The 26,317-nt window shown below is 66.0% G+C and carries 20 protein-coding genes; 11 read left to right on the forward strand and 9 right to left on the reverse strand.

Translation table 11 applies throughout. The annotated features are described in order from the left end of the window. Positions 1-67: 67 nt before the first annotated feature. From AC1DZT_RS11055 to tspO, 3 genes are read left to right on the forward strand one after another with little or no spacing between them, the layout of a single operon-like run. Positions 68-1,630 (forward strand): phytoene desaturase, encoded by a 1,563-nt coding sequence (locus tag AC1DZT_RS11055; protein WP_478006686.1) that lies wholly within the window; start codon positions 68-70, stop codon positions 1,628-1,630. Beyond that, positions 1,627-2,652: a 15-cis-phytoene synthase gene (gene crtB, locus AC1DZT_RS11060; RefSeq protein ID WP_478006687.1), complete on the forward strand. Its 1,026-nt coding sequence runs from the start codon at positions 1,627-1,629 to the stop codon at positions 2,650-2,652. Before AC1DZT_RS11055 ends, crtB begins: the two co-directional genes overlap by 4 nt. 33 nt (positions 2,653-2,685) lie before the next feature. After that, complete coding sequence (tspO, locus tag AC1DZT_RS11065) at positions 2,686-3,144, forward strand: tryptophan-rich sensory protein TspO (RefSeq protein ID WP_478006688.1); 459 nt, start codon at positions 2,686-2,688, stop codon at positions 3,142-3,144. A 33-nt stretch (positions 3,145-3,177) separates the two neighbouring features. Here tspO and AC1DZT_RS11070 read toward each other — a convergent pair whose 3' ends face one another. Next, positions 3,178-4,575 (reverse strand): helix-turn-helix domain-containing protein, encoded by a 1,398-nt coding sequence (locus AC1DZT_RS11070; protein ID WP_478006689.1) that lies wholly within the window; start codon positions 4,573-4,575, stop codon positions 3,178-3,180. Positions 4,576-4,721: 146 nt separating this feature from the next. Here AC1DZT_RS11070 and AC1DZT_RS11075 point away from each other — a divergent pair, with 146 nt between their 5' ends. From AC1DZT_RS11075 to AC1DZT_RS11095, 5 genes are all read left to right on the forward strand, one after another. Continuing rightward, complete coding sequence (locus tag AC1DZT_RS11075; RefSeq protein WP_478006690.1) at positions 4,722-5,918, forward strand: pyridoxal-phosphate-dependent aminotransferase family protein; 1,197 nt, start codon at positions 4,722-4,724, stop codon at positions 5,916-5,918. A 22-nt stretch (positions 5,919-5,940) separates the two neighbouring features. Next, positions 5,941-6,879 carry an HpcH/HpaI aldolase/citrate lyase family protein gene (locus AC1DZT_RS11080; RefSeq protein WP_478006691.1) on the forward strand — a complete coding sequence of 313 codons (939 nt, stop codon included), beginning with the start codon at positions 5,941-5,943 and terminating at the stop codon, positions 6,877-6,879. 78 nt (positions 6,880-6,957) lie between these two features. Beyond that, positions 6,958-8,142 (forward strand): malate--CoA ligase subunit beta, encoded by a 1,185-nt coding sequence (locus AC1DZT_RS11085; RefSeq protein ID WP_478006692.1) that lies wholly within the window; start codon positions 6,958-6,960, stop codon positions 8,140-8,142. 11 nt (positions 8,143-8,153) lie between these two features. Continuing rightward, positions 8,154-9,050 (forward strand): succinate--CoA ligase subunit alpha, encoded by an 897-nt coding sequence (sucD, locus tag AC1DZT_RS11090; RefSeq protein WP_478006693.1) that lies wholly within the window; start codon positions 8,154-8,156, stop codon positions 9,048-9,050. A gap of 105 nt (positions 9,051-9,155) precedes the next feature. Continuing rightward, positions 9,156-10,112 carry an NAD(P)H-binding protein gene (locus AC1DZT_RS11095; RefSeq protein WP_478006694.1) on the forward strand — a complete coding sequence of 319 codons (957 nt, stop codon included), beginning with the start codon at positions 9,156-9,158 and terminating at the stop codon, positions 10,110-10,112. Positions 10,113-10,146: 34 nt separating this feature from the next. On the opposite strand, the gene AC1DZT_RS11100 is transcribed toward AC1DZT_RS11095, so the two are convergent. Further along, positions 10,147-10,539: a DUF2177 family protein gene (locus AC1DZT_RS11100; RefSeq protein ID WP_478006695.1), complete on the reverse strand. Its 393-nt coding sequence runs from the start codon at positions 10,537-10,539 to the stop codon at positions 10,147-10,149. A 120-nt stretch (positions 10,540-10,659) separates the two neighbouring features. Beyond that, the gene (locus AC1DZT_RS11105) at positions 10,660-11,904 is read right to left on the reverse strand and encodes a YcaO-like family protein (RefSeq protein WP_478006696.1); all 1,245 of its coding nucleotides are present in this window, start codon (positions 11,902-11,904) and stop codon (positions 10,660-10,662) included. Between the two features lie 64 nt (positions 11,905-11,968). Here AC1DZT_RS11105 and AC1DZT_RS11110 point away from each other — a divergent pair, with 64 nt between their 5' ends. Next, entirely contained in the window at positions 11,969-14,434 is a 2,466-nt protein-coding gene (locus AC1DZT_RS11110) for a BTAD domain-containing putative transcriptional regulator (RefSeq protein ID WP_478006697.1), read from the forward strand. On the opposite strand, the gene AC1DZT_RS11115 is transcribed toward AC1DZT_RS11110, so the two are convergent. Next, entirely contained in the window at positions 14,418-15,038 is a 621-nt protein-coding gene (locus AC1DZT_RS11115) for a hypothetical protein (protein WP_478006698.1), read from the reverse strand. The genes AC1DZT_RS11110 and AC1DZT_RS11115 overlap by 17 nt on opposite strands. 25 nt (positions 15,039-15,063) lie before the next feature. After that, positions 15,064-16,647 (reverse strand): peroxidase family protein, encoded by a 1,584-nt coding sequence (locus AC1DZT_RS11120; protein ID WP_478006699.1) that lies wholly within the window; start codon positions 16,645-16,647, stop codon positions 15,064-15,066. Between the two features lie 410 nt (positions 16,648-17,057). On the opposite strand from AC1DZT_RS11120, the gene AC1DZT_RS11125 reads away from it, so the two are divergent. Continuing rightward, complete coding sequence (locus AC1DZT_RS11125) at positions 17,058-20,414, forward strand: beta strand repeat-containing protein (protein ID WP_478006700.1); 3,357 nt, start codon at positions 17,058-17,060, stop codon at positions 20,412-20,414. A 176-nt stretch (positions 20,415-20,590) separates the two neighbouring features. Here the strand turns inward: AC1DZT_RS11125 and AC1DZT_RS11130 are convergent, their stop codons facing one another. From AC1DZT_RS11130 to iolG, 4 genes are all read right to left on the reverse strand, one after another. Further along, on the reverse strand, positions 20,591-21,598 hold the full coding sequence (locus AC1DZT_RS11130) for an ABC transporter permease (RefSeq protein ID WP_478006701.1): 1,008 nt from the start codon (positions 21,596-21,598) through the stop codon (positions 20,591-20,593). Then, a complete protein-coding gene (locus tag AC1DZT_RS11135) occupies positions 21,595-23,079 on the reverse strand; it encodes a sugar ABC transporter ATP-binding protein (RefSeq protein WP_478006702.1) in 1,485 nt (494 codons plus the stop codon). The genes AC1DZT_RS11130 and AC1DZT_RS11135 overlap by 4 nt, the downstream gene beginning before the upstream one ends. A 21-nt stretch (positions 23,080-23,100) precedes the next feature. Next, positions 23,101-24,156, reverse strand: coding sequence for a sugar ABC transporter substrate-binding protein (locus tag AC1DZT_RS11140; RefSeq protein WP_478006703.1), 1,056 nt, complete (start codon positions 24,154-24,156; stop codon positions 23,101-23,103). A 176-nt stretch (positions 24,157-24,332) separates the two neighbouring features. After that, positions 24,333-25,343, reverse strand: coding sequence for an inositol 2-dehydrogenase (gene iolG, locus AC1DZT_RS11145; RefSeq protein WP_478006704.1), 1,011 nt, complete (start codon positions 25,341-25,343; stop codon positions 24,333-24,335). Between the two features lie 155 nt (positions 25,344-25,498). Here iolG and AC1DZT_RS11150 point away from each other — a divergent pair, with 155 nt between their 5' ends. Next, positions 25,499-26,317, forward strand: a complete 819-nt coding sequence (locus AC1DZT_RS11150; RefSeq protein ID WP_478006705.1) for an SDR family oxidoreductase — start codon at positions 25,499-25,501, stop codon at positions 26,315-26,317.

A 26,317-nucleotide genomic window follows, 5' to 3' on the forward strand; every position in this document is an offset into this window, starting at 1 on the left:
AAATGCAAAAATTTTGCAGGCCACAAGCAAGTATTGTAAATTAGATTGGACAGTATATCGTAATTCCATGCTGACACATGCCGACTCTCCCCTTCGCCCGTTGCCACCCAGTTCGGGGGCGGATGCGATTGTGATCGGGGCGGGCCTCGGCGGGTTGGCGGCGGCGATGCGGCTTGGCGCCAAGGGCTACCGGGTGCGGGTGATCGACCGCCTGGACATGCCGGGCGGGCGCGGCACCTCCATCACCCAAGGCGGGCACCGCTTCGATCTGGGCCCGACCATCGTGACCGTGCCGCAGGGCCTGCGCGAGCTTTGGTCCGCCTGCGGGCGCGACTTCGATCAGGACGTGGACCTGCGCGCGCTGGACCCTTTCTACCAGATCCGGTTCCAGGATGGCTCCTCCTTCACTGCTTACCCTTCGGACACCGCCATGCGGGCCGAGGTGGCGCGGCTGGCGCCGGGCGATCTGGCCGGCTACGACCGCTTCCTGCGCGACAGCGAGCGGCGCTATCGCTTCGGGTTCGAGGATCTGGGCCGCAGACCCATGCACCGCTTCGCCGATCTCTTGAAGGTGCTGCCGACCTTTGCGCGGCTCAGGGCCGACAGGTCGGTCCATGCCCATGCCGCAGCCCGGGTGAAGGATGAAAGGCTGCGCTTTGCCCTGTCCTTCCATCCGCTCTTCATCGGCGGCGACCCGTTCCATGTGACCTCGATGTACATTCTGGTCAGCCATCTGGAGAAGGCCTTCGGCGTGCATTACGCCATGGGCGGCGTCGGTGCGATTGCCCTGGCGATGGCAGGGGTGATCCGGTCGCAGGGCGGACAGGTGCAGTTGAATGCGCAGGTGGACGAAATCCTGCTGGCAGAGGGCCGCGCCCGGGGCGTCAGGCTGACCGATGGCCAGATGCTGCCCGCGGATGTCGTGGTGGCCAATGCCGATGCTGGCCATACCTATGACCATCTGCTGCGCAACCATCCCCGCAAGCGCTGGACCCCCGGCAAGCTGGCGCGCAAACGCTGGTCGATGGGGCTTTTCGTCTGGTATTTCGGCACCCGGGGCACGCGGCTCAAATGGCCCGAGGTCGGGCATCACACGATCCTCGTCGGGCCGCGCTACAAGGACCATATCCGCGACATCTTCATCCGCGGCAGGCTGGCCGAGGACATGAGCCTTTACGTCCATCGCCCCTCTGTCACCGACCCTTCGGTGGCGCCTGCGGGCGATGACACCTTCTATGCCCTGTCGCCCGTGCCGCATCTGGGCTTTGGCGGCACCGATTGGAAGGCCGAAGCGGAACCCTACCGCCGGAAGGTGCAGGCCATGCTGGAAGAGCGGCTCCTGCCCGGGCTTGGCGACCATCTGAGCCAACAGCTGGTCTTCACGCCGAACAGTTTCGAAAGCCGTTATCTTTCGCCCTATGGCAGCGGCTTCTCGCTGGAGCCGCGCATCCTGCAATCGGCCTGGTTCCGCCCGCATAACATCTCGGAGGAAGCGGCGGGCCTGTACCTTGTCGGCGCGGGCACCCATCCGGGCGCGGGTTTGCCGGGGGTCATCGCCTCGGCCGAGGTTCTGGGCAAGCTGGTCCCCGAGGCGCCGCGCCCCCTCGGCCTGCGGATGGCGGCAGAATGATCGCCCCGGCCGACCTTGCCCATTGCCGTGCGGCGATCCGCACCGGATCGCTGTCTTTCCACGCGGCCTCGCGCCTGCTGCCCGGCAAGGTGCGCGACCCGGCGCTGGCGCTTTATGCCTTCTGCCGCCTCGCCGATGACGCGGTGGACGAAGGGGCCGAGAAGGCGCCCGCCGTCCTTGGCCTGCGCGACCGGCTGGATGCCGTCTACGCCGGGCGCCCGCGCAATGCCCCGGCGGACCGGGCCTTTGCCGCGGTGGTCGAGGATTTCGCGATGCCCCGCGCCCTGCCCGAGGCCCTGCTGGAGGGTCTGGCCTGGGACGCCCTTGGCAAAAGGTACCCGTCCCTGCCCGACCTTCGCGCCTATTGCGCCCGCGTGGCCAGCGCCGTCGGCGTGATGATGTGCGTGCTGATGCGGGTGCGCGACGCCGATGCGCTGGCGCGGGCCTGCGATCTGGGCCTTGCCATGCAGTTGACCAACATCGCCCGTGACGTGGGCGAGGATGCCAGGGCCGGGCGGATCTACCTGCCGCTGGACTGGCTTTCGGCCGAGGGTCTTCAGCCCGAAGCGCTGCTGGGCAACCCCCTCCCCGACCCCCGCCTGCAAGATGTGACGCGCCGCCTTCTGGACGAGGCGCAGGCGCTTTACCTGCGGTCCGAGGCCGGTCTGGCCGGGCTGCCCCTGTCCTGCCGCCCGGGCATCTTCGCCGCGCGCCATATCTATGCCGGAATCGGCGGCGCCGTGGCGCGGCAGGGTTATGACAGCGTCACCCGCCGCGCCCGCACCTCGACCGGGCAGAAGCTCGGCTGGCTGGGACTGTCCCTCTTGCGTGCCGGGGCATCGACCCTGCTGCCGAAGTCGGCGATCCTTCACGCCCCGCCCCAGCCGGAGGTCGCGTTCCTTGTCGAGGCCACGGCAGTCCAGCAGGCGCGGTTCAGCCGGTCCGATGCGGTTTTTGCCGCCCTCACACAGCTCGAGTCGCGGGATCGCACGCAAAAACTATTGGATCGTGCGCGGGCCTGAACTAGCTATCGGGAAACCCAGGGAGGGACCTTGATGGACTGGAGCGTGTTTTTCACCTATCTGGCCGCCTGCGGCGCCGCCGCGGCGACCGGGGCGATGATCCAGCCCGGCGCCTGGTATGATGCGCTGAACAAGCCCAGCTGGACCCCGCCGCGCTGGGTGTTTCCGGTGGCCTGGACCTCGCTTTACCTGCTGATGTCGCTGGCCGGGATGCGCGTGGCGCAGGCGGCGGGCAATGGCAACGCCACGGCGCTCTGGTCCCTGCAGATCGCGCTCAACACCCTATGGACGCCGATCTACTTCGGCCTGCACCGCATCCGCGCCGCCATGGTGGTGATGGTCTGCCTCTGGCTTGCGGTCGCGTTGGCAACTTTCAGCTTCTTTGGCGTCGACCGCGTCGCCGGGCTGTTGTTCGTGCCTTACCTGATCTGGGTCACGATCGCGGCGGCGCTGAACTACACCACGATGCGCCTGAACCCCGACAAGCCCTGAAGGGTTGCGACAGCACTTGCGCCCTGTGGCGGGTCAGACGTCGTAACGCGTGACGCCGCGGCGCAGGGCATCGACCGGCTGGGTCAGGATGACCGCCTGATGCGCCCGCTGGTCGCAATTGGCGCGCGGGCAGATGCGGCAGTTGATGCCGATCTGGGTCAGCCGCGCCTCTGACATCGAGAAGCTTTCGGCATAGCCGATTTCCGGCGCGTATTGCACCGCGCAGCCCATGGCCACGGCGAGGCGGTTGTCCTGCGTGTGCCGCGCCCAGGTCGGGCGGTCCACGGTGCGGGAGAACACGAAGAACTGGCTGCGGTCTGGCATCTCCACGAACTGCGGCATGATGCGGTCGGGCGTGCGGAACGAGGTATGCACATCCAGCCTCGGGCAGGCCCCGCCATATTCGGCCAGGTGAAAGTCGGTGGCATTGAACCGCTTGGTGACATTGCCGCCCTTGTCGATGCGCAGGAAGAAGAAGGGCACGCCCTGCGCGCCCTCGCGTTGCAGGGTGGTGGCGCGGTGACACGCCTGTTCGAAACTGACGCCAAAGCGGGTGGCGATATGGTCGAAGTCGTATTTCGAGGCGCGGGCCTCGGCCAGAAACTCCGCATAGGGCATCAGGACGGCGGCGGCGAAGTAATTGGCCAGCTCCACCCTAAGCCGTGCTATCCCCCGCGCCTCAAGGATGCCGCTGCGCGCGATCAGGCTGTCCAGCAAGGCGCGCTGTTCCAGAAGCCCCGCCATATGCACCAGCTGAAAGGTGCGGTTGGGCTGATCCAGCGCCTCTGACAGCAGGATCTCGCGGCGGGATTCGTCATATTGGCGCAGCGCACCGGGCAGATCCTCGACCCGGCACAGCCGGACGGCGACGCCAAGAGCGTCGCGCAACCGGCGCTTGAGGGTGACATAGATCTCGTCCCTCTCGACGAGGGGGCCGGGCCAGAAGGCTTCGGCGGCCTCCTCCAGCTCGCGAAAGTGGTTGCGGTTGCGGCGGAAGACATCATGCACCGCCGCTTCCGGCGAGGCCGAGCTTTGCGCGGCACCGCTTTCGGTCAGGGACAGAAGCTGGTCCGAGACGACCTGATAGCTGCGGTACAGTGTCATGAAGCTTTGCGCCAACCCCGGTGCATGGACCAGCGCGGCCCGCAGCTGCGGCAGGTCGGGCCGGGTCCGCGCGAAGAGCGGGTCCTGGATCACGGCGCGCAGGTCAGAAAGCTGGGCGGTGCCATCCTCGTCCGCAATATCGCGCCACTCGACGCCATAGGCCTCGAACAGGCGCAAGAGAACCTGGACCGACACCGATCTTTCGTTGTTTTCCAGCAGGTTGACGTAAGAGGCGCTGATGCCGAGCGCCTTGGCCATGGTGGCTTGCGTCTCTTTGCGGTCCAGCCGCAGGCGGCGCAGATGCGGGCCGATGAAGGTCTTCTGCATACAATCGCACACAATTCCGGGTTTGCTGCATTTACAATATTACACAATTTTAATTCTGTAAATTCTCGCAGTCACAGCGAAACTTGTTTTCATTTTGCACAAAATTGAAGCGGTGCGATTGCTGCCTGACACGCAAGGAGGACATCATGCGCACCGGCATCAATCACCTGTTCATCCCTGGCCCGACCAACGTGCCCGAAACCGTGCGGCAAGCCATGAACGTGCCGATGCAGGATCACCGGGCGCATGATTTCGGGGCGCTGAACCTCGGGATCTTCGCCGACCTCAAGCGCCTGTTCCGCACCGCCAAGGGCCAGGTCCTGCTGTTCCCCGGCTCCGGCACCGGGGCCTGGGAGGCGGCGATCACCAACACGCTGTCGCCCGGCGACCGGGTGCTGATGGCGCGGCATGGCCAGTTTTCGGTCCTCTGGGCCCAGATGGCGCAGCGGCTTGGCCTGCAGGTGGATCTGATCGACCTGCCCTGGGGGGCCGGGGCGCCGATCAGCGAATTTGCCCGCAAGCTTGGCGCCGACACGAAGGGAGAGATCAAGGCGGTCTTCGTCACCCATAACGAAACCGCCACCGGCGTGACCTCGGATATCGCGGCGGTGCGCCGGGTGATGGACGAGGCGTTTCATGACGCGCTGCTCTTTGTCGATGGCGTCTCTTCGATCGGCTGCCTGCCCTTCGAGATGGACGCATGGGGCGTCGATCTGGCGGTGACCGGCAGCCAGAAGGGGCTGATGCTGCCGCCTGGGCTGGGGATTCTGGGGGTCAGTGCGAAGGCGATGCAGGCCAGCAAGACCGCGACGATGCGCCGGGCCTACTTTGACTTTGCCGATCAGGTCAGCGGCAACGAGACCGGCTATTTCCCCTATACCCCGCCGATCCAGCTGCTGCATGGCCTGCGCGCAGCACTCGACCGGATGCTGGAAGAGGGGTTCGATGCGATCATCGCCCGCCACAGCCATCTCGCCGCAGGCGTGCGGGCCGCGGTGCGTGCCTGGGGGCTGGAGGTCTGCGCCGAAAGCCCCTCGTTGCAGTCCGACACCGTTACCGCGATCCGCACGCCGGCGGGCGTGGATGCGCGCGACGTGATCCGCATCGGCTATGACCGCTACAACGCCTCTTTCGGCTCGGGCCTTGGGCCGCTGGCGGGCAAGGTCTTCCGCATCGGCCATATCGGCGACAGCAACGAAGGCATGTGCCTGACCGCCATCGCCCTGGCCGAACTGTCGCTGGTGGCGGCAGGGGCCACGATCCCCTTCGGGTCGGGTGTGGCGGCCGCGCAGGAGGTCTACGCCCTCTCCGCGCCGCAAGCCGCCCGGATCGCCGCAGAATAATCCGCCCTATAAGGAGCCCAAGATGAGCCACACCCTTCACCCCCTGCGCCAGCCCCGTCTGCAACGGTCCGAACTGGCGGTGCCGGCCTCCAACCCCACGATGATCGACAAGGCGGCAGAGGGCCCGGTGGATTACGTCTTTCTGGATCTGGAGGATGCCATAGCGCCCTCCGAAAAGGTGCAGGCCCGCAAGAACGCGATCCAGGCCCTGAACGACATCGACTGGCGGGCCAAGGGCAAGACGGTTTCGGTGCGCATCAACGGGCTGGATACCCATTACATGTACCGCGACGTGGTCGACGTGATGGAACAGGCCGGCGACCGGGTCGATACCTTGCTGGTCCCCAAGGTCGGTGTCACCGGCGACCTCTACATGGTCGAGGCGATGGTCAACCAGATCGAACAGGCCAAGGGCCATGCCACCCGCGTCGGGCTGGAGGCGCTGATCGAAACCGCCCTCGGCATGGCCAATGTCGAGGCCATCGCCCGGTTCGGCGGCAGGCTCGAGGCGCTGCATTTCGGCGTGGCGGATTTTGCCGCCTCGATGCGGGCGCGGACCACCAACATCGGCGGGCTCAATCCGCATTATCCGGGCGACCAATGGCATGCCTCGATCAGCCGGATGGTGGTGGCGTGCCGCGCCTATGGCCTGCGGGCGATCGACGGGCCCTTCGGCGATTTCAGCGACCCGGAGGGCTACAAGGAGGGCGCCCGCCGGGCGGCTGCCCTGGGCTGCGAGGGGAAATGGGCCATCCATCCCTCGCAGATCACGCTGGCCAACGAGGTCTTCTCGCCGCCCGAACCGGAGGTGACCCGCGCCCGCCGCATCATCGAGGAATTGCGCAAGGCCGAGGCGATGGGCAAGGGCGCAGCCCAGCTGGACGGGCGGATGATCGACGCCGCCTCCGAACGCATGGCGATGAACGTGCTGGTTCTGGCGGATGCGATCGCGGCCCGCTAGCCCGCCCGCGCCTATGCCAAGTCAACAGGATCAAGCGCCTGAATTTTCGCAGAAAATTCGGGGCGCAGAGGGGGAAATATGGACATACACGAATACCAGGCCAAGGAAATCCTCTCCCGCTTCGGCGTGCCCGTGCCGCGCGGCGGACTGGCCTACAGCCCTGAACAGGCGGGCTACCGTGCGCGGGAACTGGGGGGCAGCGCCTGGGTGGTCAAGGCGCAGATCCATTCGGGGGGCCGCGGCGCCGCGGGCGGGGTCAAGCTCTGCAAGACGCCCGAGGAGGTGCATGCCTTCGCAGCCACCCTCTTCGGCAGGCAGCTCGTCACCAAGCAGACCGATGCCAGTGGCAAGGGCGTCTACCGGGTGTGGGTCGAGGGCGCCTCTGACATAGCGCAGGAGCTTTACCTCGGCCTCGTCCTCGACCGCAAATCCGAACGCATCATGATCGTGGCCTCGGCCCATGGCGGGATGGAGATCGAAGACCTCGCCGACAGCGACCCCGACAGCCTGCGCCGAATGACCATCGACCCGGCGGTGGGCCTCTCGGAATTCCAGGCCCGCGAGCTGGCGTTTCAGCTGGGGTTGAAGGACGGTCAGGTGGCCCAAATGGTCACCACCCTGCGCGCCTGCTACCGCGCCTACCGCGATCTGGATGCGGTCATGGTCGAGATCAACCCGCTGGTCATCACCCGCACCGGTGACCTCGTGGCCCTCGATGCCAAGATGAGCTTCGACACCAATGCGCTCTTCCGCCAGTCGCAGATCGCCGAACTGCGCGACCGCAGCCAGGAAGACCCGCGCGAAAGCACGGCGGGCGATCACGGCCTGTCCTATGTCGGGCTGGACGGCGATATCGGCTGCATCATCAACGGCGCAGGCCTCGCCATGGCCACGATGGACATGATCAAGCTGGCCGGGGGGGCGCCGGCGAACTTTCTCGACATCGGCGGCGGCGCCTCGCCCGAACGCGTGGTGCGCGCCTTCCGGACCGTGCTGGCCGATGGCAATGTCTCCGTCATCCTGGTGAACATCTTCGCCGGCATCAACCGCTGCGACTGGGTCGCCTATGGCGTGGTCCAGGCCTACCGCGAGGTCGGGCTGACGATTCCGGTCGTGGTGCGGCTGGCGGGCACCAATGTCGAAGAGGGCAAGGCCATCATCGAGGGGTCCGGCCTGCCGCTGATCTCTGCCGACACGCTTGCCGAGGCCGCCGCCGCCGCGGTAGCGGCCCGCCCGAAAACCCCCGCGCACAAAGCGGCCTGAAGGAGGACAGCATGGCCATTCTCATCACCGAACAGACCCGCGTCATCGTGCAGGGCATGTCGGGCCGCATCGGCAGCTTTCACGCCGCCGACATGATCCGCCACGGCACCAATGTCGTGGGCGGCGTCACCCCCGGAAAGGGCGGCCAGACCCTCCTCGGCCGCCCGCTGTTCAACACCGTGCGCGAGGCGGTCGACACGGTGGGCGCCGAGGCCTCGCTGATCTTCGTGCCACCGCCCTTCGCGGCAGACGCGATCATGGAGGCGGCGGATGCCGGCATCCGCACCGCCGTCTGCGTCACCGACGGCATCCCGAGCCAGGACATGATGCGCGTCAAACGCTTTCTGCGCCGCTACCCGGAAAGCCGCAAGATGCGGCTGATAGGGCCGAATTGCGCCGGGGTCATCTCGCCCGGGCGCGGCTTCATGGGGATCATGCCGCCGCATATCTACATGCCGGGGCGGATCGGCATCGTCGGGCGCTCGGGCACACTGGGTTACGAGGCGGCGGCCCAGATGAAGGCGCTGGGGATCGGCGTGTCCACCTCGGTCGGCATCGGCGGCGATCCGATCAACGGGTCCAGCTTCCGCGACATCCTGGAGCTGTTCGAGGCCGACCCCGACACCGATGCCGTGATGATGATCGGCGAGATCGGCGGCCCGCAGGAGGCCGATGCCGCAGCCTTCGTCCGCGACAGGATGCGCAAGCCCGTGGTGGCCTATATCGCCGGGCTTTCGGCGCCGAAGGGTCGCAAGATGGGCCATGCCGGCGCCATCGTCAGCGCCTTTGGCGAAAGCGCGCAGGAGAAGGTCGAAATCCTCTCGGCCGCAGGGATCACCGTGGCCCCCAACCCCTCGGCCATGGGGCAGACCATGGCGGGCGTTCTTGCGCGGCGTCACGCGGCCTGACGGGCGAGCCGCCGCAGGTCGGGCAAGGCCAGACGCCGGATCGCCTGGGGGCGGAGGGGCAAAATCCGGTATCCTTGGCCACGCGGCCTGATGTAACCTCACCGCATGACACATCCCCCCAGATCCGTTCTTCTGCTGGGTGCCACGGGAACCATCGGGCGCGCGACGGCTCTGGCCCTCGTCGCCGCAGGCTACAAGGTCACCGCCCCCGTGCGCCCGGGCTCTGACGCTGCCGGCATGGCATTTGCCCTGCCCTGCCCGATGACCCGGGATGCCCTGCTTTCCCTGATGAGGGACCATGGCTGCGAGGCCGTCATCTCCTGCATCGCCGCGCGCAGCGGCATCACGCGCGAGGCGCGCGCCATCGACCATGGCCTGAACAGCGCGGCCCTCGGCGCGGCCATAGCCGCCGGGGTCAAACACTTCGTCCTTCTGTCGGCGATCTGCGTGCAAAGGCCGAAGCTGGCCTTCCAGCAGGCCAAACTCGCCTTCGAGGCCGAGTTGCGCGCCGCGCCTTTGACCTGGTCCATCGTGCGCCCGACGGCCTATTTCAAATCCCTCTCGGGCCAGCTGAACCGCCTGCGCGCGGGCAAGCCCTTTCTGCTTTTCGGCGACGGCGAACTGACCGCCTGCAAACCGATCGGCAACGCCGATCTGGGCCGCTATCTGGTCCAGTGCCTGACGGACCCCGACCTTCAGAACCGCATCCTGCCAATCGGCGGCCCCGGCCCCGCCATCACGCCCCGCGCCCAGGGTGAAATGCTGTTTGCAGCCTTGGGCCAGACCCCGCGCTTCAAAGCGGTGCCGATTGCCCTGATGTCCGCCATCGTCGCAGCACTCTCGGTCGCCGGCACGGTCTCACCGCGCCTGCGCGACAAGGCGGAACTGGCGCGGATCGGACGGTATTATGCGACGCACTCCATGCTGGTCTGGGATGAGGCCGAGGGCCGCTACGATGCCGCTGCGACACCGGAATTCGGCAGCGAGACGCTCGCCGACCATTACCGGCGCCTGGTCGCGGGAGAGGTCGCCGACGACCGCGGCGCCCATGCGGTGTTCTGAATCTCGGCCGCAGCCCTGACCTGCGGCAGACCTGTCAAAGCTGGAAGCGCAGCATGATCGCCACCCCCGCCCAGGCGGCAAAACCGGTGAGGAGCGCCCCCCAGATCGTATCCGTCGCCACCATCGCCCAGCTCCAATCCTTCATGATCGCCATCGAGGTGAATTCATAGGTGCCATAGGCCATCGCGCCGATCACCGCCCCCTGCAGCGCCGCGCGCATCGGAAGGGAGTCGCGCAAGGCGGGTGCAGAGACGAGGAACACCAGCCCGGCAACGTAAGCGAGGTAGAACAAACCCGACGGCACCAGCAAGGGACTCTCGCGCATCACCGCGCCCAGATGCCGGGTGAAGAGCGGCTTCATCACGAGGGTCAGCATGACCGCGTCGAGGACGAGGAAGATGATGGCGGTGACGGCATAGAGGATCATCGAATGCTCCGGGTTCGGGTTGCTGGGGAGAGGTAGAGCGATGATCGCACTTTGGTAGCCTCCCACAGCACGCGGCGGTGACCCGAGGTGCGCTGGCGCAGTCCGTTCATTCGAGAGACGCTACAGCAGAACCGGTCCAGCAGCGGCCTCATCAGACCGGCACAGGGATGGGGCAAGGTCGCGGGCATCCGGCGCGAACAAGCGGGGCTTACCGAACCTTGGCTTCATGTGACAAAGCTCGGGAACGATCGCCTTGTAGACAGGGGCCTGCAAGTCCCCGCGGGAGAGATTGACGAAAAGGACCTGGCAGCTGTGGGCCATCAGGGAATGGATGCAGGCCTCAAGCTGCCAGGTCGCCTCCGCACCTTGCGGCGGCGCGGCTTCGGGCGGGAGGGACCCCTCCTGCAGGGGCGGGTCGCAGGCGCGGGCCTGGTTAACCCAAGCCTGCGCCCTGGGATCACTGGACAGATCGCGCCAGGGCGGCAGGGAGGTCTCGATCGCCAGCATTTCCACTGTTGCGGCCAGGGCTGCCGCGGCCAGATCCGGCTTTGCGGCAAAGCCGAGGGCGATGACGGTGCCATCCTCCTCGAAAGAGGCGGCGGCGACCACGGGCACGGCCAGATCGGTGGTGATGTCGAAAAGCCGGCAGATCCGCGCGCGCCGGGTGAGAAAGGCACGCAGGTCGGGCTGGGCCTCCAGAATCGACAGGGACAGGGGCGGCCGCCTTCTTTTGCCGTACCACCATCTGGCGACAGCATCCCGCTCGATCACCTCCAAGAGGCCCGCGCACATGGCGGCCTCGGGCGTCGGGCCGCAGGCACAGCCGTTGCTGTCCGCCACGGCCACGGCGCCGGCATCGCCTGGCTTGCGCAACCCGATCAGCACCGCATCGGCCGGAACGTAAAGGCGCCGCCCCGTGGCCACCTCTTCGGCCTCGATCCAGTCGAGGGCCATGTCGGCGCGAAACGGCTCCGGCACCCAGTCATGCCCGGCGAGGGTGTGATTTGTCCTCGCACGCGCGCGCACTTGATTGGTGGAAAATCCGTTGATCCGGTCGGGGCGGACAGCGCGCGACCCCAGGGCGCTTGCCGTGGCCGTGATCAGGTCTTCGTCGCCCCAGAGGCAGCTTTTCATCAGCTCGACGGCTTCCCCGATCCCGCTGCGCCGGCAGGCCGCCCAGGTCAGGCCGCATCCGGTTGCCACGCGGCCCGAGGAGGGCAAGGCGGCGGCGGGGAAATCCGGCCACTTCTCGAAGGCGCGCGCATTTGGAAGTGCCGCACAGATCCGGACCTGAGGGAAACCCGGCATGGGAAGCGTGTCGAAGAAGGGTTCAAGATGCCCCAGCCGCCACTCTGCCGACGGCATTTCCTCGCTGTTTTTCCCGGTTTCAGATAGCATGACCGAAGCCGGTTCCCATCAAGGTAGCTGCATGCTGAACAAACCCCAGCTTCTAGCCATCATGTTTGCCGATCTCGAAGCCTACAGCTGGCACATGACGAGAAACGAAGTGGCGACGATCGCCTTCATGGAGCGCAGCTTCGATCGGGCGCGTCGGGCAAGTATGCGGTTCGGGGGGACCCTCGTCAAGACGACGGGCGATGGCTGGATCGCGCTGTTCCCCAGCGCCGGCCAGGCGGTGAATTGCGCGAGGCTGCTGCACCGCCAGACCTGCCGGCTGGAGGTCGACCCGCCCTCGCGCTTTCGCATCAGCGTGCATCTGGGCGAGGTGCGGCTGGAGGGCAACGACGTCTACGGCCACGCCGTCAACATCGCGGCACGGCTGCAGGCCCTGGCCGATCCGGGCGGCATCATCGTCTCGCAACCCGTCATCGCCATGCTCGCGCCCTCGTCGGGCTATCACCTTCACGCAATCGGCCACCCGTTGCTGAAGAACATCGGCGATGATCTGGGGGCCTATCGGCTGATCGAAGGCGCGGGCAAACGGCAGGCGAAGGTCGACCTCAGCCTCGAAATTCTGGGCGGCATCCGTCTGAAGACCAAGACCGGCGCGACGCTGCCCCTGCGGTCCCGCACCGCCATGGCCTTGCTTGGCGCGCTTGCGCTTGATCCCGAAGACGGGCTGGAGGCGCGGCGGATCGCGGTGATGCTCTGGCCCGGCAAGGAGCCGCGGAAGGCGCGCCAGGCCCTGACGCAGACGCGACGCCTGACGAATGCCTGCGCCGAGGGCACGGCCGACCTGATCCTTGCCGATGGCCCGATGCTGCAGCTGGACATGTCTGCGATCGAGGTCGATCTGCATCTTCTGCACAAGTCGCTGCTGGCCGGGATCGTGGCGCCGGCCCTGCGCAGGCCTGACAGGCTTTTCGAGGGGCTGCTGTCCGGGCTGGAGGCGATCAGCCCGCTGTTTTCCACCTGGCTCAAGGTCCAGCGCGAGATCTGGCGCGATCGGCTTGTCGCAGGGCTGGAGCTTTGCCTCGAGCGGCACGCCGATGCGCAACCCGCACTCCGCGCCGCCGCCGAGGCGCTTCTGGCCTTCGAGCCGGGGCATGAACCGGCCTGCCATGCGCTGATGCGGCATTTCTCGGCAACCGGCCGCAAGGAGGCGGCCCTGCGGGAGTTTGACCGCCTTTCCGCCCATCTGCGCGATGTCTATCAGCTGGCCCCCGGCCAGGAGATCAGCAGCTTTGCCGCGTCGCTGCACGGTGCGGCATCGCGGGGCGCGGACGGGCTTTTGACCGGCGCAGCCGTCCGTCTGCCGAAGATTGCCGTCGGCAGCTTCAGCGCCGACGATCCGCAGGCGCAATCGGTCGCGGAAAAGTTCCGCGCCGACCTGCTCGACAACCTCTCCCGCTTTCGCACCTGGGCGGTGCTGGACCTGGCAGGGGAAGAGTCCGGCGGTGCCGATTACCTTCTGTCCGCGCGCTGCGACATGGCCGAGGGTGGCGCCAGCCTCAGCCTGCGGCTGGTGGAGCCCAAGGCCCGCCGCATCGCCTGGAGCGCGCTTTACAGCATCTCGGCCCAGGAATGGCGCGGGGTGCAGGGCCAGATCGTCGGCAAGATCGCGGCGGCGCTGGAGGTCTATGTCTCGGCCGACCGGCTGGCGCAGCGGATCAGCACCGCGCCGACCGACATGGCGGATTACGACGACTGGTTGCGCGGCGAGTCGCTGCTGCTGCGCTGGACGCCCGAGGCCGACCGCGAAGCCAAGGAGCTGTTCTCGCGGATCATTTCCCGCACCCCCGACTTCGCCCCGGCCCATGCCAGCCTCGCCAGCATCCACAATGTCCGCCACATCGTCTTTCCGGGCTGCGCGCCTGAGGCCGAGGCTGCGAGGGTCGCCCGGAACAGCGCCGCGCTCGCCGTCGAGCTTGACCCGATGGATGCCCGCAACCACCTGGCCATGGCCTGGTCGGCCGCATTGACCGGCGGCTTCGATCAGGCCGCTGTCCATCTTGACCTGGCCCTTTCGCTGAACCCTTTCAGCCCGACCACGACCATTTCGGCCGCGATGGGCTATGCCTTCCTTGGCGATCACCTGCGGGCCGGACAGGTGCTTGACCGGGCGATCGCCCTCGCACCGATGCTGCGGTCGTACCAGTGGTGCTATGCCGCGACGGTGCGCTTCATGGGCGGGGATGATGCGGCTGCCATCGAGGCGGCACGCCGGTCGGGGGACCAGATCGTCGACAATCAGGGCTGGCTCGCCGCCGCCCTCGCCCGGCAGGGTGAGATTGCCGCGGCGCAGGCGGCCTTCGCCCAGCTGATGGCCGAGATTGCGCCGGTCTGGGCCGGCGCAGGGAGGCCAGACGCCGAAAGCGTGCACGCCTGGTTCACCACGGCCTACCCGATCCGCCGCGAGGAGGACCGCGCCGCCCTGTCCCGCGCCCTGCGCCTTGCCATGCCGGCCGCGTCCGCGATCAGCGGCAGCGGCTGAAGGTGAAGCTGGAGATCAGGTAGCCTTCGATGTTTTCGGCCAGGGTGACCGCGGTCGAAGCTGCCTCGATGGCCTTCTCGTCCTGGAAGATCTCGGTCGAAAGGTAACCCCAGCTCGCGCTGACCGCCGCCGCCCGCGGCACCGTCACCCGCATCTTGTAGACGTTTCCGGAGTTGGCGAAGTTGTCCAGACCGATGTCCAGCTTCAGTTTGCCGTTCAGCGCCTTTTGCGCCGCGGTCAGCTGGTTGTCGGGGATCGGGGTGTTGTTCGGGTCCCCCGCCACCAGATTGCTCTGATGCTTCAGGAAATAGCGCTTGAGGCCGTCGGTAGGGCCCACGATCTTGTAGATCGGCGCCGTGCCCCGGCTTTCCTCGAGCCGGACTTCGTATTGGTGCAGCGCCGTCAGCGGAATCATGTCGCTGATCAGCTTGTCGAACACCTTGCGCACGCGGTCGTCGGCGTCCTGGTCGTTGCCGCTTCCACCAGAGGCGGACAGGGCAATACGCAGCAGTTTGCCGGCATCGGTCATGCCGTTCTGCCGCTCGACCGCGTCGAGGACGAAGTTGGTCTGCCCGGTACGTTTGTAGACGATGATCGTGCTCATGACCGCGGCCTCCTTGCCGAAGTTTTCAGGTGAAGAGATTGACCAGCGCCGCAGGGGCCAGGCCCCCCGGCGCGCTTCCCGCCGCCTCGATCGCGGCATGGATCGTTTCCATCACGATGCGACCGCCAAGCGGCCCGAGTTTCCGCCCGCCCTGCAGGACCTCGGCCTCGCGCAGGATGTAGAACCACAGGGGCGTCCGGTCGACGAGCCGCGGGCCATCGGGATTGGCCATCGTCAGGACGGCATGAAAGGGGCCGCCGACCGGGCCGCAGATTTCGGCCGGCGTCAGGAACCGGCCGCAGACCGGCTCGACCGCGGCCCAGAGGCTTTGCGCCGAGGGCAGCAGGACCTCTTGCCCGCGCCGCAATGTCCTTTCGGCGAGGTTCACCGTCGAAAGCGGGTCGGCATCCTGAACATGGATGCCGGGCAGGTGTTGCAACGGGTCCGTCAGGGCCGGGCCGATCAGCTGGGCAAGGTTGGGCTCCGGCGCTGCGGGACAGCGCAGCATGTCGGATGTCTCCAGCGTCCAGTTCGACGGCAGCCGCCGGATCGCGTCGTTCGGACCAGGACCCGTGTCGAAGGCCAGCCCCTCGCCCACATATGTATGCCGCATCAGATTGTGCAGCGAGGGGTCGGAGGGCAGCCCTGCCCTGCTCCACCGATAGGCGCCCCGCACCATCGCATGGCCAAAGCGTTGGGCGGCGGCGGCAAATTCGATCGGGGTCAGGAAATAGCTTTTCGCGTCCTGTTGCGGATGCACCAGCCTGCGCCCGCCGGTCATGACATCGAGGTAGACACAGGGATCGATGACCTTCGGCAGGTAGTCGTGGATCGTGATGGCATGCAGCAGCCGTGTCAGCTCTGCCTCGGCGTCGGGGCTGGTCTCCAGCAGCGCCTGATAGGTCTTCAGGATGGCGACATGGAGCTGCGCCAGTTGCGGATTGGCGTCATTGCGGCCATCCGGCACCACCGGCCTGCCAAGATCGGTGCGCGGCAGGTCCGACAGGTCGGGCGTGGTGCCCGGCGCCGTGTTGCCCAAGGCCGCGCGGCCGAAGGCGCTGCACAGGGGCGCGGCTTTCTGAATTTCGCCGGGATACTTGCTGGCCTCGAACAGCACCGTGTCGAGGTCGAAGCTCGCGGTATTCAGATTGGTCATGCCCGCAACCGTGTCCGGATCGCCGGGAACAGGGTCGGTGGAGCGGCTGAGCTTGCTCACTTCATGCGCGATGAACTGGCCGAAATAGGTGTAGATCGACGGCAGGAAAGGCGCGTTGCAGGACGGGGCCGGTGCTGCGCCGAGAAAGGCATCCGCAAGGGCCTGCAGCGCCCCGCTCCGGGCATCGGGCTCCGCCGGCGCCAAACGCCCATAGGCCGCATAACGGATCTCTGCCGCGGCAAAAGCGTTGCTGAAGAGCTGATCGGGCAAACTGGTCGCAAAACCGTTGTTCAGCGCAACCACCTGCAGCGTTTCCGGCGCCATGCCCGGCAGGCCAGAGAAAGCATGCGCCGTGTAAGGGTGACCGGCCGACACGTCTTTCAGCGGCTCGTCCAGTACGATCCTGACCCCGGCCCCGTGACGGCATAGATCCATCAGCACCACCCGACGCATGACTTGGGTCCGATCCTATCACGAAAACGCGAGCAGGATCGCGGGAAACCGGCCTTTAGAGGCCTTGGCATGACGATTTAACGCTGACGGCGCCGGTTTTGACGCCGGGCGGGATTCGCCTGAAGCGCGCCGGAGCGCCCTCGCCTCGAAGGATGTCACAGCGGCGATATAATTTTCGGGCTTAATGAAATAGAACGATTGTTGCTAGAATCAAGCCGCAAGCGTAAGATCGTTTCCTTAGTTGTTCATTAATCGATTTAAAAGACCCAGCGTATCTGGGGTTCTGCCTTTCATCCTTCATCAATGCAATTTACGCGAGGTGCAAAATGGCTACGTTTATCGGATCAAGCGGAAATGAAATCATCACGCCCGGAACGGTTTCCGGTACTGTCGTCGTCGTGCCCGGAGGTGTGTTTCCCAGCACGTCGGCGGACCAACTCTTCGGCGGCGACGGCAATGACACCCTGAACGGCGGCGGCGGCGCGGATTCCCAGTTTGGCGGCAATGGGGACGACTATATCTTTGCCGTCCTTGGCGCCGACATTGCCGATGGCGGATCGGGGATCGACACGCTCGACACCTCGATCTTCTCCGGCAATTATGTGGTCAACCTGGCGACCGGGCTGACCAATTTCACCGGTGAAAGCTATATCAACTTCGAAAATCTGATCTCGGGCGCGGGCAATGACTCGCTGACCGGCACCTCGGGGGCCAATCGCATCTTCGGCGGCGACGGCAATGACACGATGATCGGCGGCGGCGGGGCGGATTCGCAGTTCGGCGGCAATGGCAACGATCTGATCTTCGCCTCGCTGGGGACCGACATCGCCGATGGCGGCGCGGGGGTCGATACGCTGAACACCTCGCTCTTTTCCGGCAATTACGTGGTGAACCTGACGACCGGGCTGACCAATTTCATCGGGGAAAGCTACGTCAACTTCGAGAACCTGATCTCGGGCGCGGGCGATGACTCGCTGACCGGCACGTCAGGCGCCAATTCGATCTTCGGTGGCGACGGCAATGACACGATGATCGGCGGCGGCGGGGCGGACTCGCAGTTCGGCGGCAATGGCAACGATCTGATCTTCGCCTCGCTGGGGACCGACATCGCCGATGGCGGCGCGGGGGTCGACACGCTGGATACCTCTCTGTTTTCCGGCAATTACGTGGTGAACCTGACGACCGGGCTGACCAATTTCTCCGGCGAAAGCTACCTCAACTTCGAAAACCTGATCTCCGGCGCGGGCGCTGACTCTCTGACCGGGACCTCGGGCGCCAATGCCATCTTCGGCGGCGACGGCAATGACACTATCAATGGCGCGGGCGGATCGGATTCCTCCTTCGGCGGCAATGGCAACGACTATATCTTTGCCGTGCTGGGCACGCCGGAGTCGATCGATGGCGGCGCCGGGACCGACACCCTCGACACCACGCCTTTCACCGGCAATTACGTCGTGAACCTCGCCACCGGCCTGACCAATTTCTTCGGTGAAAGCTTCACCAACATGGAGAACCTGATCTCCGGCATCGGCGATGACTCGCTGACCGGGACCGGGGGCGCCAACGCCATCTTCGGCGGCGACGGCAACGATACGATCAATGGCGCGGGCGGGTCGGATTCCTCCTTTGGCGGCAATGGCAACGACTATATCTTTGCCGTGCTGGGCACCCCGGAGTCGATCGACGGCGGCGCTGGCGTCGACACTTTGGATACCACGCCCTTCAGCGGCAACTATGTGGTGAACCTCGCCACCGGGCTGACCAACTTCTCCGGTGAAAGCTTCACCAACATGGAGAACCTGATCTCCGGCGCCGGCAGCGACTCGCTCACCGGGACCGGCGGCGCCAATTCCATCTTCGGCGGCGATGGCAACGACACGATCAACGGCGGCGGCGGGGCGGATTCCTCCTTCGGCGGCAATGGCAACGACTATATCTTCGCCGTGCTGGGTACCCCGGAGTCGATCGACGGCGGCGCTGGCACCGATACGCTGGATACCACGCTCTTCACGGGCAACTACCTGGTGAACCTCGCGACCGGCCTGACCAACTTTGCGGGCGAGAGCTTCACCAATATGGAGAACCTGATCTCCGGCAGCGGCAATGACACGCTGACCGGCACCACCGGGGCCAATTCGATCAACGGCGGCGCCGGCAACGACAGCCTCTTCGGTGGCGATGGCAACGACACGCTGAACGGCGGGGGCGGGTCGGATTCCTCCTTCGGCGGCAATGGCGACGACTATATCTTCGCCGTCCTTGGCACGCCGGAATCCATCGACGGCGGTACCGGGACCGATACCCTGGACACCACGCTGTTCACCGGCAACTATGTGGTGAACCTGGCGACCGGATTGACCAACTTCTCCGGTGAAAGCTTCACCAATATGGAGAACCTGATCTCCGGCAGCGGCAACGACTCGCTGACCGGGACCGGCGGCGCCAATTCCATCTTCGGCGGCGATGGCAACGACACGATCAACGGCGCGGGCGGGTCGGATTCCTCCTTCGGCGGTAATGGCAACGACTATATCTTTGCCGTCCTTGGCACCCCGGAATCCATCGACGGCGGCGCTGGCACCGACACCTTGGACACCACGCCCTTCACCGGCAATTATGTGGTGAACCTGGCGACGGGGCTCACCAACTTCTCCGGTGAAAGCTTCACGAATATGGAGAACCTGATCTCCGGCAGCGGCAATGACTCGCTGACCGGGACAATCGGGGCCAATTCCATCTTCGGCGGCGATGGCAACGACACGATCAACGGCGCGGGCGGGTCGGATTCCTCCTTCGGCGGCAATGGCAACGACTATATCTTTGCCGTCCTTGGTACCCCGGAATCCATCGATGGTGGCACCGGGACCGATACCTTGGACACCACGCCCTTCACCGGCGACTATGTGGTGAACCTCGCCACCGGCCTGACCAACTTCGCCGGTGAGAACTTCATCAACATGGAGAACCTGATCTCCGGCATCGGCAACGACCTGCTGACCGGGACCGGCGGGGCCAATTCGATCAGTGGCGGGGATGGCAACGACACGATCAACGGCGGCGGCGGGTCGGATTCCTCCTTCGGCGGCAATGGCGATGACTATATCTTTGCCGTCCTCGGCACGCCGGAGTCGATCGACGGCGGCGCCGGCATCGACACTTTGGACACCACGCCCTTCAGCGGCAACTATGTGGTGAACCTCGTCACCGGCCTGACCAACTTCGCCGGTGAAAGCTTCATCAACATGGAGAACCTGATCTCCGGCATCGGCAGCGACTCGCTGACCGGGACGGGCGGGATCAACGCGATCAGCGGTGGCGACGGCAACGACACCATCAACGGCGGCGGCGGCGCCGATGTGCTGACCGGCGGGGCCGGAGCCGACAAGCTGGTGGGCGGCGCCGGACAGGACGATCTGATCGGCGGTCTTGGCAACGATGTCTTCATCTTCAAGGTCGCCAGCCATTCGGTCGGCGCGAATGCGGACATCATCCAGGCCGGCGGTGGGGCCATCGCCTTCGAGGGTGCAGGTGCGGCGGTAGGCGACAAGATCAACCTTTCGGCGATCGATGCCGATACCACCACGGCCGGGCAACAGCATTTCGTCCTCGGCAGCGGTGGCGTGGGCACGCTGAAGCTGGTCACGGTCGGGACGGATACGGTGATCCTGGGCAATACCGACAATGACGGAGCCTTCGAGTTCCGGCTGGTCATCCAGGACGGTGCCGTGCTGTCCAGCACCTATACGCTGAACGACTTCATCCTCTGACCTCGCGCGGGCCGGTACAAGCGCCGGCCCGCCTTCCCCTCATCGGCTTTCGGGCGCGACCGGATCGGGCAGAGGCTGGCCCCCTGCTGATTGGAGCCGTTGTGTCTAAAGCAGACCACGACTGGCGGTTGGCCACCTTGGACGGCGCAGGGCCGCAAGTGGTTATGGCTCCCGATTCACGTCCTGGTGCGCACCCCGCTGGAGCGGCGGCTGGCGATCGTGGTCAGCACGGCGGCGACGATGATCACGGCGCCGGTCGAGGCTTGCACATAGAAGGACGGCACCTGGGCCAGGGTCAGCAGGTTGTTGATGACGCCGATCAGCAAGACGCCACTGACCAGCCCCACCACGGTACCGCGCCCGCCGCTGAGGCTGACCCCGCCGATCACGGCGGCGGCGAAGGCCGAAAAGATGATGCCCTGGCCCTGCGTCGTCACGGCCGAGTCCAGACGGCCCGTCATCAGGATGCCCGCCAGACCCGCCAGCAGCGCCGCGAAGACGAAGGCCGACCAGATCACCCGGTCCACATTGATGCCGGCGGCGCGGGCGGCATCCTCGTTGCCGCCGATGGCGTAGAGGGCGCGGCCATAGCGGTGGTATTTGAAGATCAGGCCGACCACGAAGGCCACAAGGGCAAAGACGATGACCGAGACCGGCAGCCCGAGGATCTTGGCCGATCCCAGATAGGTCAGCGCCAGCCCCGGCGAATAGATCGACCGCCCGTTCGAGATGATCAGCACCCCGCCGCGCAACAAAACCAGCAGGCCAAGGGTCGAGATGAAAGGATTGAGCCCCACCCGCACCACCATGAAGCCGTTGAAATAGCCGATCAATCCGGCCACCCCCAGGGCCACGATCATCCCCGTCCAGGCCGGAAGCTCGATCCCGAAGCCCCCGGCAGAGGCCGGCACCAGGCAGACGGCGGCGAACATTGGGGCAAAGCCCACGATCCCCTCCAGCGACAGGTCCAGCCGACCGATCAGCACGACGAAGGTCAGGCCGATGGTGGTCAGGCCAAGGACGCTCACCTGTTCCAGAATGTTGATCAGGTTGATCGTCGTCGCAAAGGCCGGTGCCACGATGGCGCCCACCAGGACCAGGGCCGCAAGGACCGGATACATGGTATAGCCCCCGGCCACGAAGGCGCTGGCAAAGCCCTGGCCCTTCTTTTGTGTCACGCTCATACCACGCCCTCCATGCGCAAGATCAGATCCTTCATCGTGTAGTCCCCGCGCAATTCGTCGACGATCCGGCCTTCGAAGATGATGACGACGCGGTTGGCCAGCTGGGCGATCTCGTCCTCCTCGTCCGAGACGACGATGACGCCGAGCCCCTTGGCCGCAAGGCCGCGCAGAAGCGCGTAGAGTTGTTCCTTGGCGCCCACATCCACGCCACGCGTCGGGCTGAGCGCCACGATCACCTGCGGGTTCCGGCAGAGCGCCCGGGCAAAGACGACCTTCTGCTGGTTGCCGCCCGAAAGCTGGCTGACCGGCTGCTCCAGCGAGGAGGAGATCACGTTGGTCTGGCGGGCAAGACCACCCACATGCGCGGCCTCCTTTCCCCGGTCGATGAACCCCAGGGCGCCGGACAGAAGGTCGAGCCCGCCAATCGCCACATTCTCGCGCACGCCCAACATCCCGACATAGCCGCTGGCATGGCGGTCGGTGGGCACATAGCCGATGGTCGGCAGGGTCTCTGCCCTTCCGGTGATCTGGCCAAGGGGCGAGGTCAGCTGCCCGGCCAGCATCATGGCCAGCGCCTCCTTGCCAGAACCCACGGGACCGGCCAGGGCCACGATCTCTCCGGCGCGGATGGCGAAGTCGATGTCGTGGTCGTATTTCGGCGGCACCCGCACGCCCTTGGCCTGCAAGAGGATCGGGGCACCCGGCGCCATGTGATCCTCGCGCAGCGAACGGTGGGTCTTTTCGCCCATCATCAGGTCGGCAATGGTTTCCACATCCAGCGCGCTGACCTTCTCGCGCGCCTTCACCACCTGGCCGTCGCGCAGGATGGTGACGGTGTCGGCAATCTCGAAGATCTCGTCCAGGTGATGCGAGATATAGATGAAGGAGACACCGGCGGCCTTCAGCACCCTGACCTGCTCGAACAGGATATGCTTTTCGGCATTGGAGAGGGCGGCGGTCGGCTCGTCCAGGATGATGACCGGCACGCCGCGCGACAGGGCCTTCATGATCTCCAGGATCTGGCGGGTTCCGGCGCCAAGCTCGCCCGCCAGGGCGCCGGGCTGGATATCCATGTTCCATTTGCCAAGGAGAGCTTCCGCCTCGGCCTTCATCCGGCTGTAACTGACCCGGCCGAAGCGTTTCTGCACCAGGGGGTTTTCCAGAAACAGGTTCTCGGCCACGGTCAGAAGGTTGAACAGCTGCGGGGTCTGCTGCACATGGGCGATGTCGCCCCTGATGCGGGCCGCGTAGGGCTGGCCATTGGCCGCGACCTCGGTCTGGGCGATGCGGATGGTTCCGGTGTCCGAGGCGACAAGCCCGCTCATCGTCGAGACCAGCGTGCTTTTTCCCGCGCCGTTGCGCCCCAGAAGGGCGTGAACCTCACCGTGCATGACGGTGAAATCCACGCCCCGCAGAGCCCGCGTGGAACCGAAAGTCTTGGAGATGCCGCGCATCTCGACGATGGGTCGCAGGGGGTCCATGATATTCGGTTCCATCCGCCCTTACTTGCCGACCTTGTTGGCCCAAAGATCGGGCGAGTCGACATTCTCGGCCGTGACCAGCGTCGCCTTCAGCTGATATTGCGGGCCGACCGGGGTATCGATGACCTGACCATCCGGGCGCGGGCCCAGCTCGATCTTGCCGCCGCCCATCACCAGCTCGATCAGCTCGGCGGTCTTGTCGGCATAGGCCGACAGCGGCTGCGAGACGGTCGCATCCAGCGCCTTGTCGCGGATCAGTTGCAGACCCTGCGGCGTGCCGTCGATGGCAATGCGGATGACCGAGGCTGCATCCCCCACGGCGGCGCCCTTGCCGGCGGCGGCCAGCTGGGCATTCACCGCCGAGGCCATCAGTTCAGAGGCCATGAAGATCCCGGCGAGGTTCGGGTTCTGCGTCAGCACGTTTTGCGCCGCATCGGCGGCCATGTCGGCGGTCCATTCGGTGGGCCGCTGGATGATCTTCACCTTGGGCGCCAGCTGGGCCAGCGTCTCGGCAAAGCCCTTGGAGCGGTCAAGCCCGTTCGGCGTGGTCAAAGCACCCTGAAGCTCCAGAACGATGCAGCTGTCGTCCTTCCAGCAGGCCTTGTCCTGCAGGCGTTTGGCCATCTCTTCGGCGCCTTGAGCGCCGGCATTGACATTGTCCGCCCGCACCGTCGCCGTGACCTTGCCGCCCGCCGGGGCGTCGTCGATCGAAAAGACCAGCACGCCGGTCTCGTTGGCCTTCTTCACCGCCGGCACGATGCCCGCCGAATCCAGCGGCGCAAAGACGATGACATTGGCGCCATTGGCCATCAGGTTGTTCAGGGCATCGACCTGGGCGGCGATATCGCCATTGGGGTCCGGTGCGCCGACCAGGGTAAAGCCCTTGGCCGCAAAGGCCTTCTTGGACAGGTCCAGCATCAGGGTCTGGAAATCGTCCTTCAGGAATTTCGGGGTGAAGCCAATCTTCACATCGGCCCCGCCGGCCAGGGCGGCGCCGGCGGTCAGGGCCAGTGCCATCGAACCGGCCAGAAGCTGGGCCGTGCGACGCCGGGACAGGCGGATCGTGCTGAGTTTCATTCTTTCCTCCACTGGGTTTTGGGGTTCTGCTGCCGCTTGGGGCAAGACGGACCGCCTTTGGCCCTTTGCGATCTGGCAAAGGGATCTTCCTTGCGGCCTGCCTCCTCGCAGGTCGCAAGATCAGGACCCGGGCCCCCTGGGAGGGCGCGGGGTATGTTGGGGCGCGCGGGCGGCGCTCAGCCCGCGATCTCGGCCACCTGGACCAGACGGCGCTCCTTGAGGGAAAGATAGGCGGCCTCGGCCAGGATCAGCGCGCGGCGACCATCCTCGAAGCTGGCGAGCGGCTTGGCGCCCTTCTCGACGCAATCGACGAAACCGTCGATTTCGGCCATGAAGGCCTCGTTGTAGCGTTCCAGGAAGAAGAACTGATAGGGCGCCGCCGCCTCGACCGTCTGGGCCGAATAGCGCCGCATCTCGTGCGGTTTGCGGTTGTCGGACAGGATCATGCCCTTGGCGCCCAAAAGCTCCACCCGCTGGTCATAGCCGTAAACCGCGGTGCGCGAGTTGTTGATATGGCATTGCTTGCCCGAGGCGGTGCGCAGGATGAACATGGCGCTGTCGACCTCGTTCAGCGCAGCCCCGAGCGCGGGGTCGATCAGCGCCCCGGCGATGGCAAAGACTTCCGTGGGCTCTTCGCCCAGCATGAAGCGGGCAAGGTCGAAGTCATGGATCGTCATGTCGCGGAAGAGGCCGCCCGCAGCCTCCAGATAGGCGCGCGGCGGAATGGCGGGATCGCGCGAGGTGATGATGACCTGATGCAGATCGCCGATCTCGCCCGCCAGCATCGCCTGGCGCGCCGCGGCATGGCCGGGGTCATAGCGGCGGTTGAAGCCCAGCTGGATCGGCAGCGTCGTGGCGCCGATCCTGGCCGCACAGGCATTGACCCGGGCCAGGCTCAGGTCGATGGGCTTTTCGCAAAGCGCAGGCTTGCCCGCCGCCACCGCCATCTCGATGTAATCGGCATGGGTCGGGGTTGCGGTGGCGATCAGCACGGCGTCGATGTCGGTGGCGGCAAAGACCTCGGCCGCCGAGGTCGCGGCGCGCACGCCAAGCGCCTTGGCCACGGTATCCGCGGCCGGCGCGTTCACGTCATAGACGGCCACCAGCTCGGCGCGCGGATGGCGCGCCACATTGGCCGCGTGCATCTGCCCAATCCTGCCACAGCCCAAAACGGCAATGCGAAGCATCTTCTCTCTCTCCCGGACTTGCGGCGCGGTCACGCATCGAATCTTGCAATGCCGCGCCGTCTTCGCAAAATCTGTTGCAATTTGCTCTGCGTGTCAATACATATTTCGTTGCATATCATCACGCACAAAACGTTGCATAAGGGGGAGAAGGCGGAATGAACCGAGTGGATGGCAAGATCGCGGTGGTCACCGGCGGCACACAAGGGCTGGGTGCTGCGATTGCCCTGGCCCTGGCCAGGGCCGGGGCGGCGGGTGTGGTCACCTGCGGGCGCAACCGGGCGAAGGGCGAGGCGGTGGCCGAGACCATCCAGGCCGAAACCGGCTGCCCTGTGCGCTTTGTGGTGGCCGATCTGGAACATGTGGCCGATTGCCGGGCGGTTTTCGACACTTTGGACCAGGCCTTTGGCCGCATCGACATCCTGGCCAATGCCGCCGGGATCACCGACCGGGGCGATATCCTGACCACCGACGAGGCGCTGTTCGACAAGATGTTCGCCGTCAACACCAAGGCCCCCTTCTTTCTGATGCAAGAGGCGATCCGGCGCATGGTGCGCGATGGAACCCCGGGTGCCATCGTCAACATCGGCTCGACCTCGGCGCTGGCGGGGCAGCCCTTCATCGCGCCCTATTGCGCCTCGAAGGCGGCTTTGGCGACCTTCACCCGCAACACCGCCTTTGCCGCCATGCGCAACAAGATCCGGGTCAATCAGCTGAACATCGGCTGGATGGCCTCGGATGGCGAGGATCGCACCCAGCGCGAATACCACGGGGCCGAGGCGAACTGGCTGGAGAAGGTGGCGGCCGAGCAGCCCTTTGAGCGCCTGCTGGCGCCCGAAGAGGTGGCCCGGGCGGTGGTCTTCCTCGCCTCGCAGGATGCCGGGATGATGACCGGCGCCGTGATCCATTTCGACCAGTCGGTCTGGGGCGGCTACCAGTTCGCGCCGCCGACGCCGCAGGGCAAGCTGGCGCTGTAA

Source organism: Rhodobacter sp. P1_C2 (assembly GCF_056406375.1).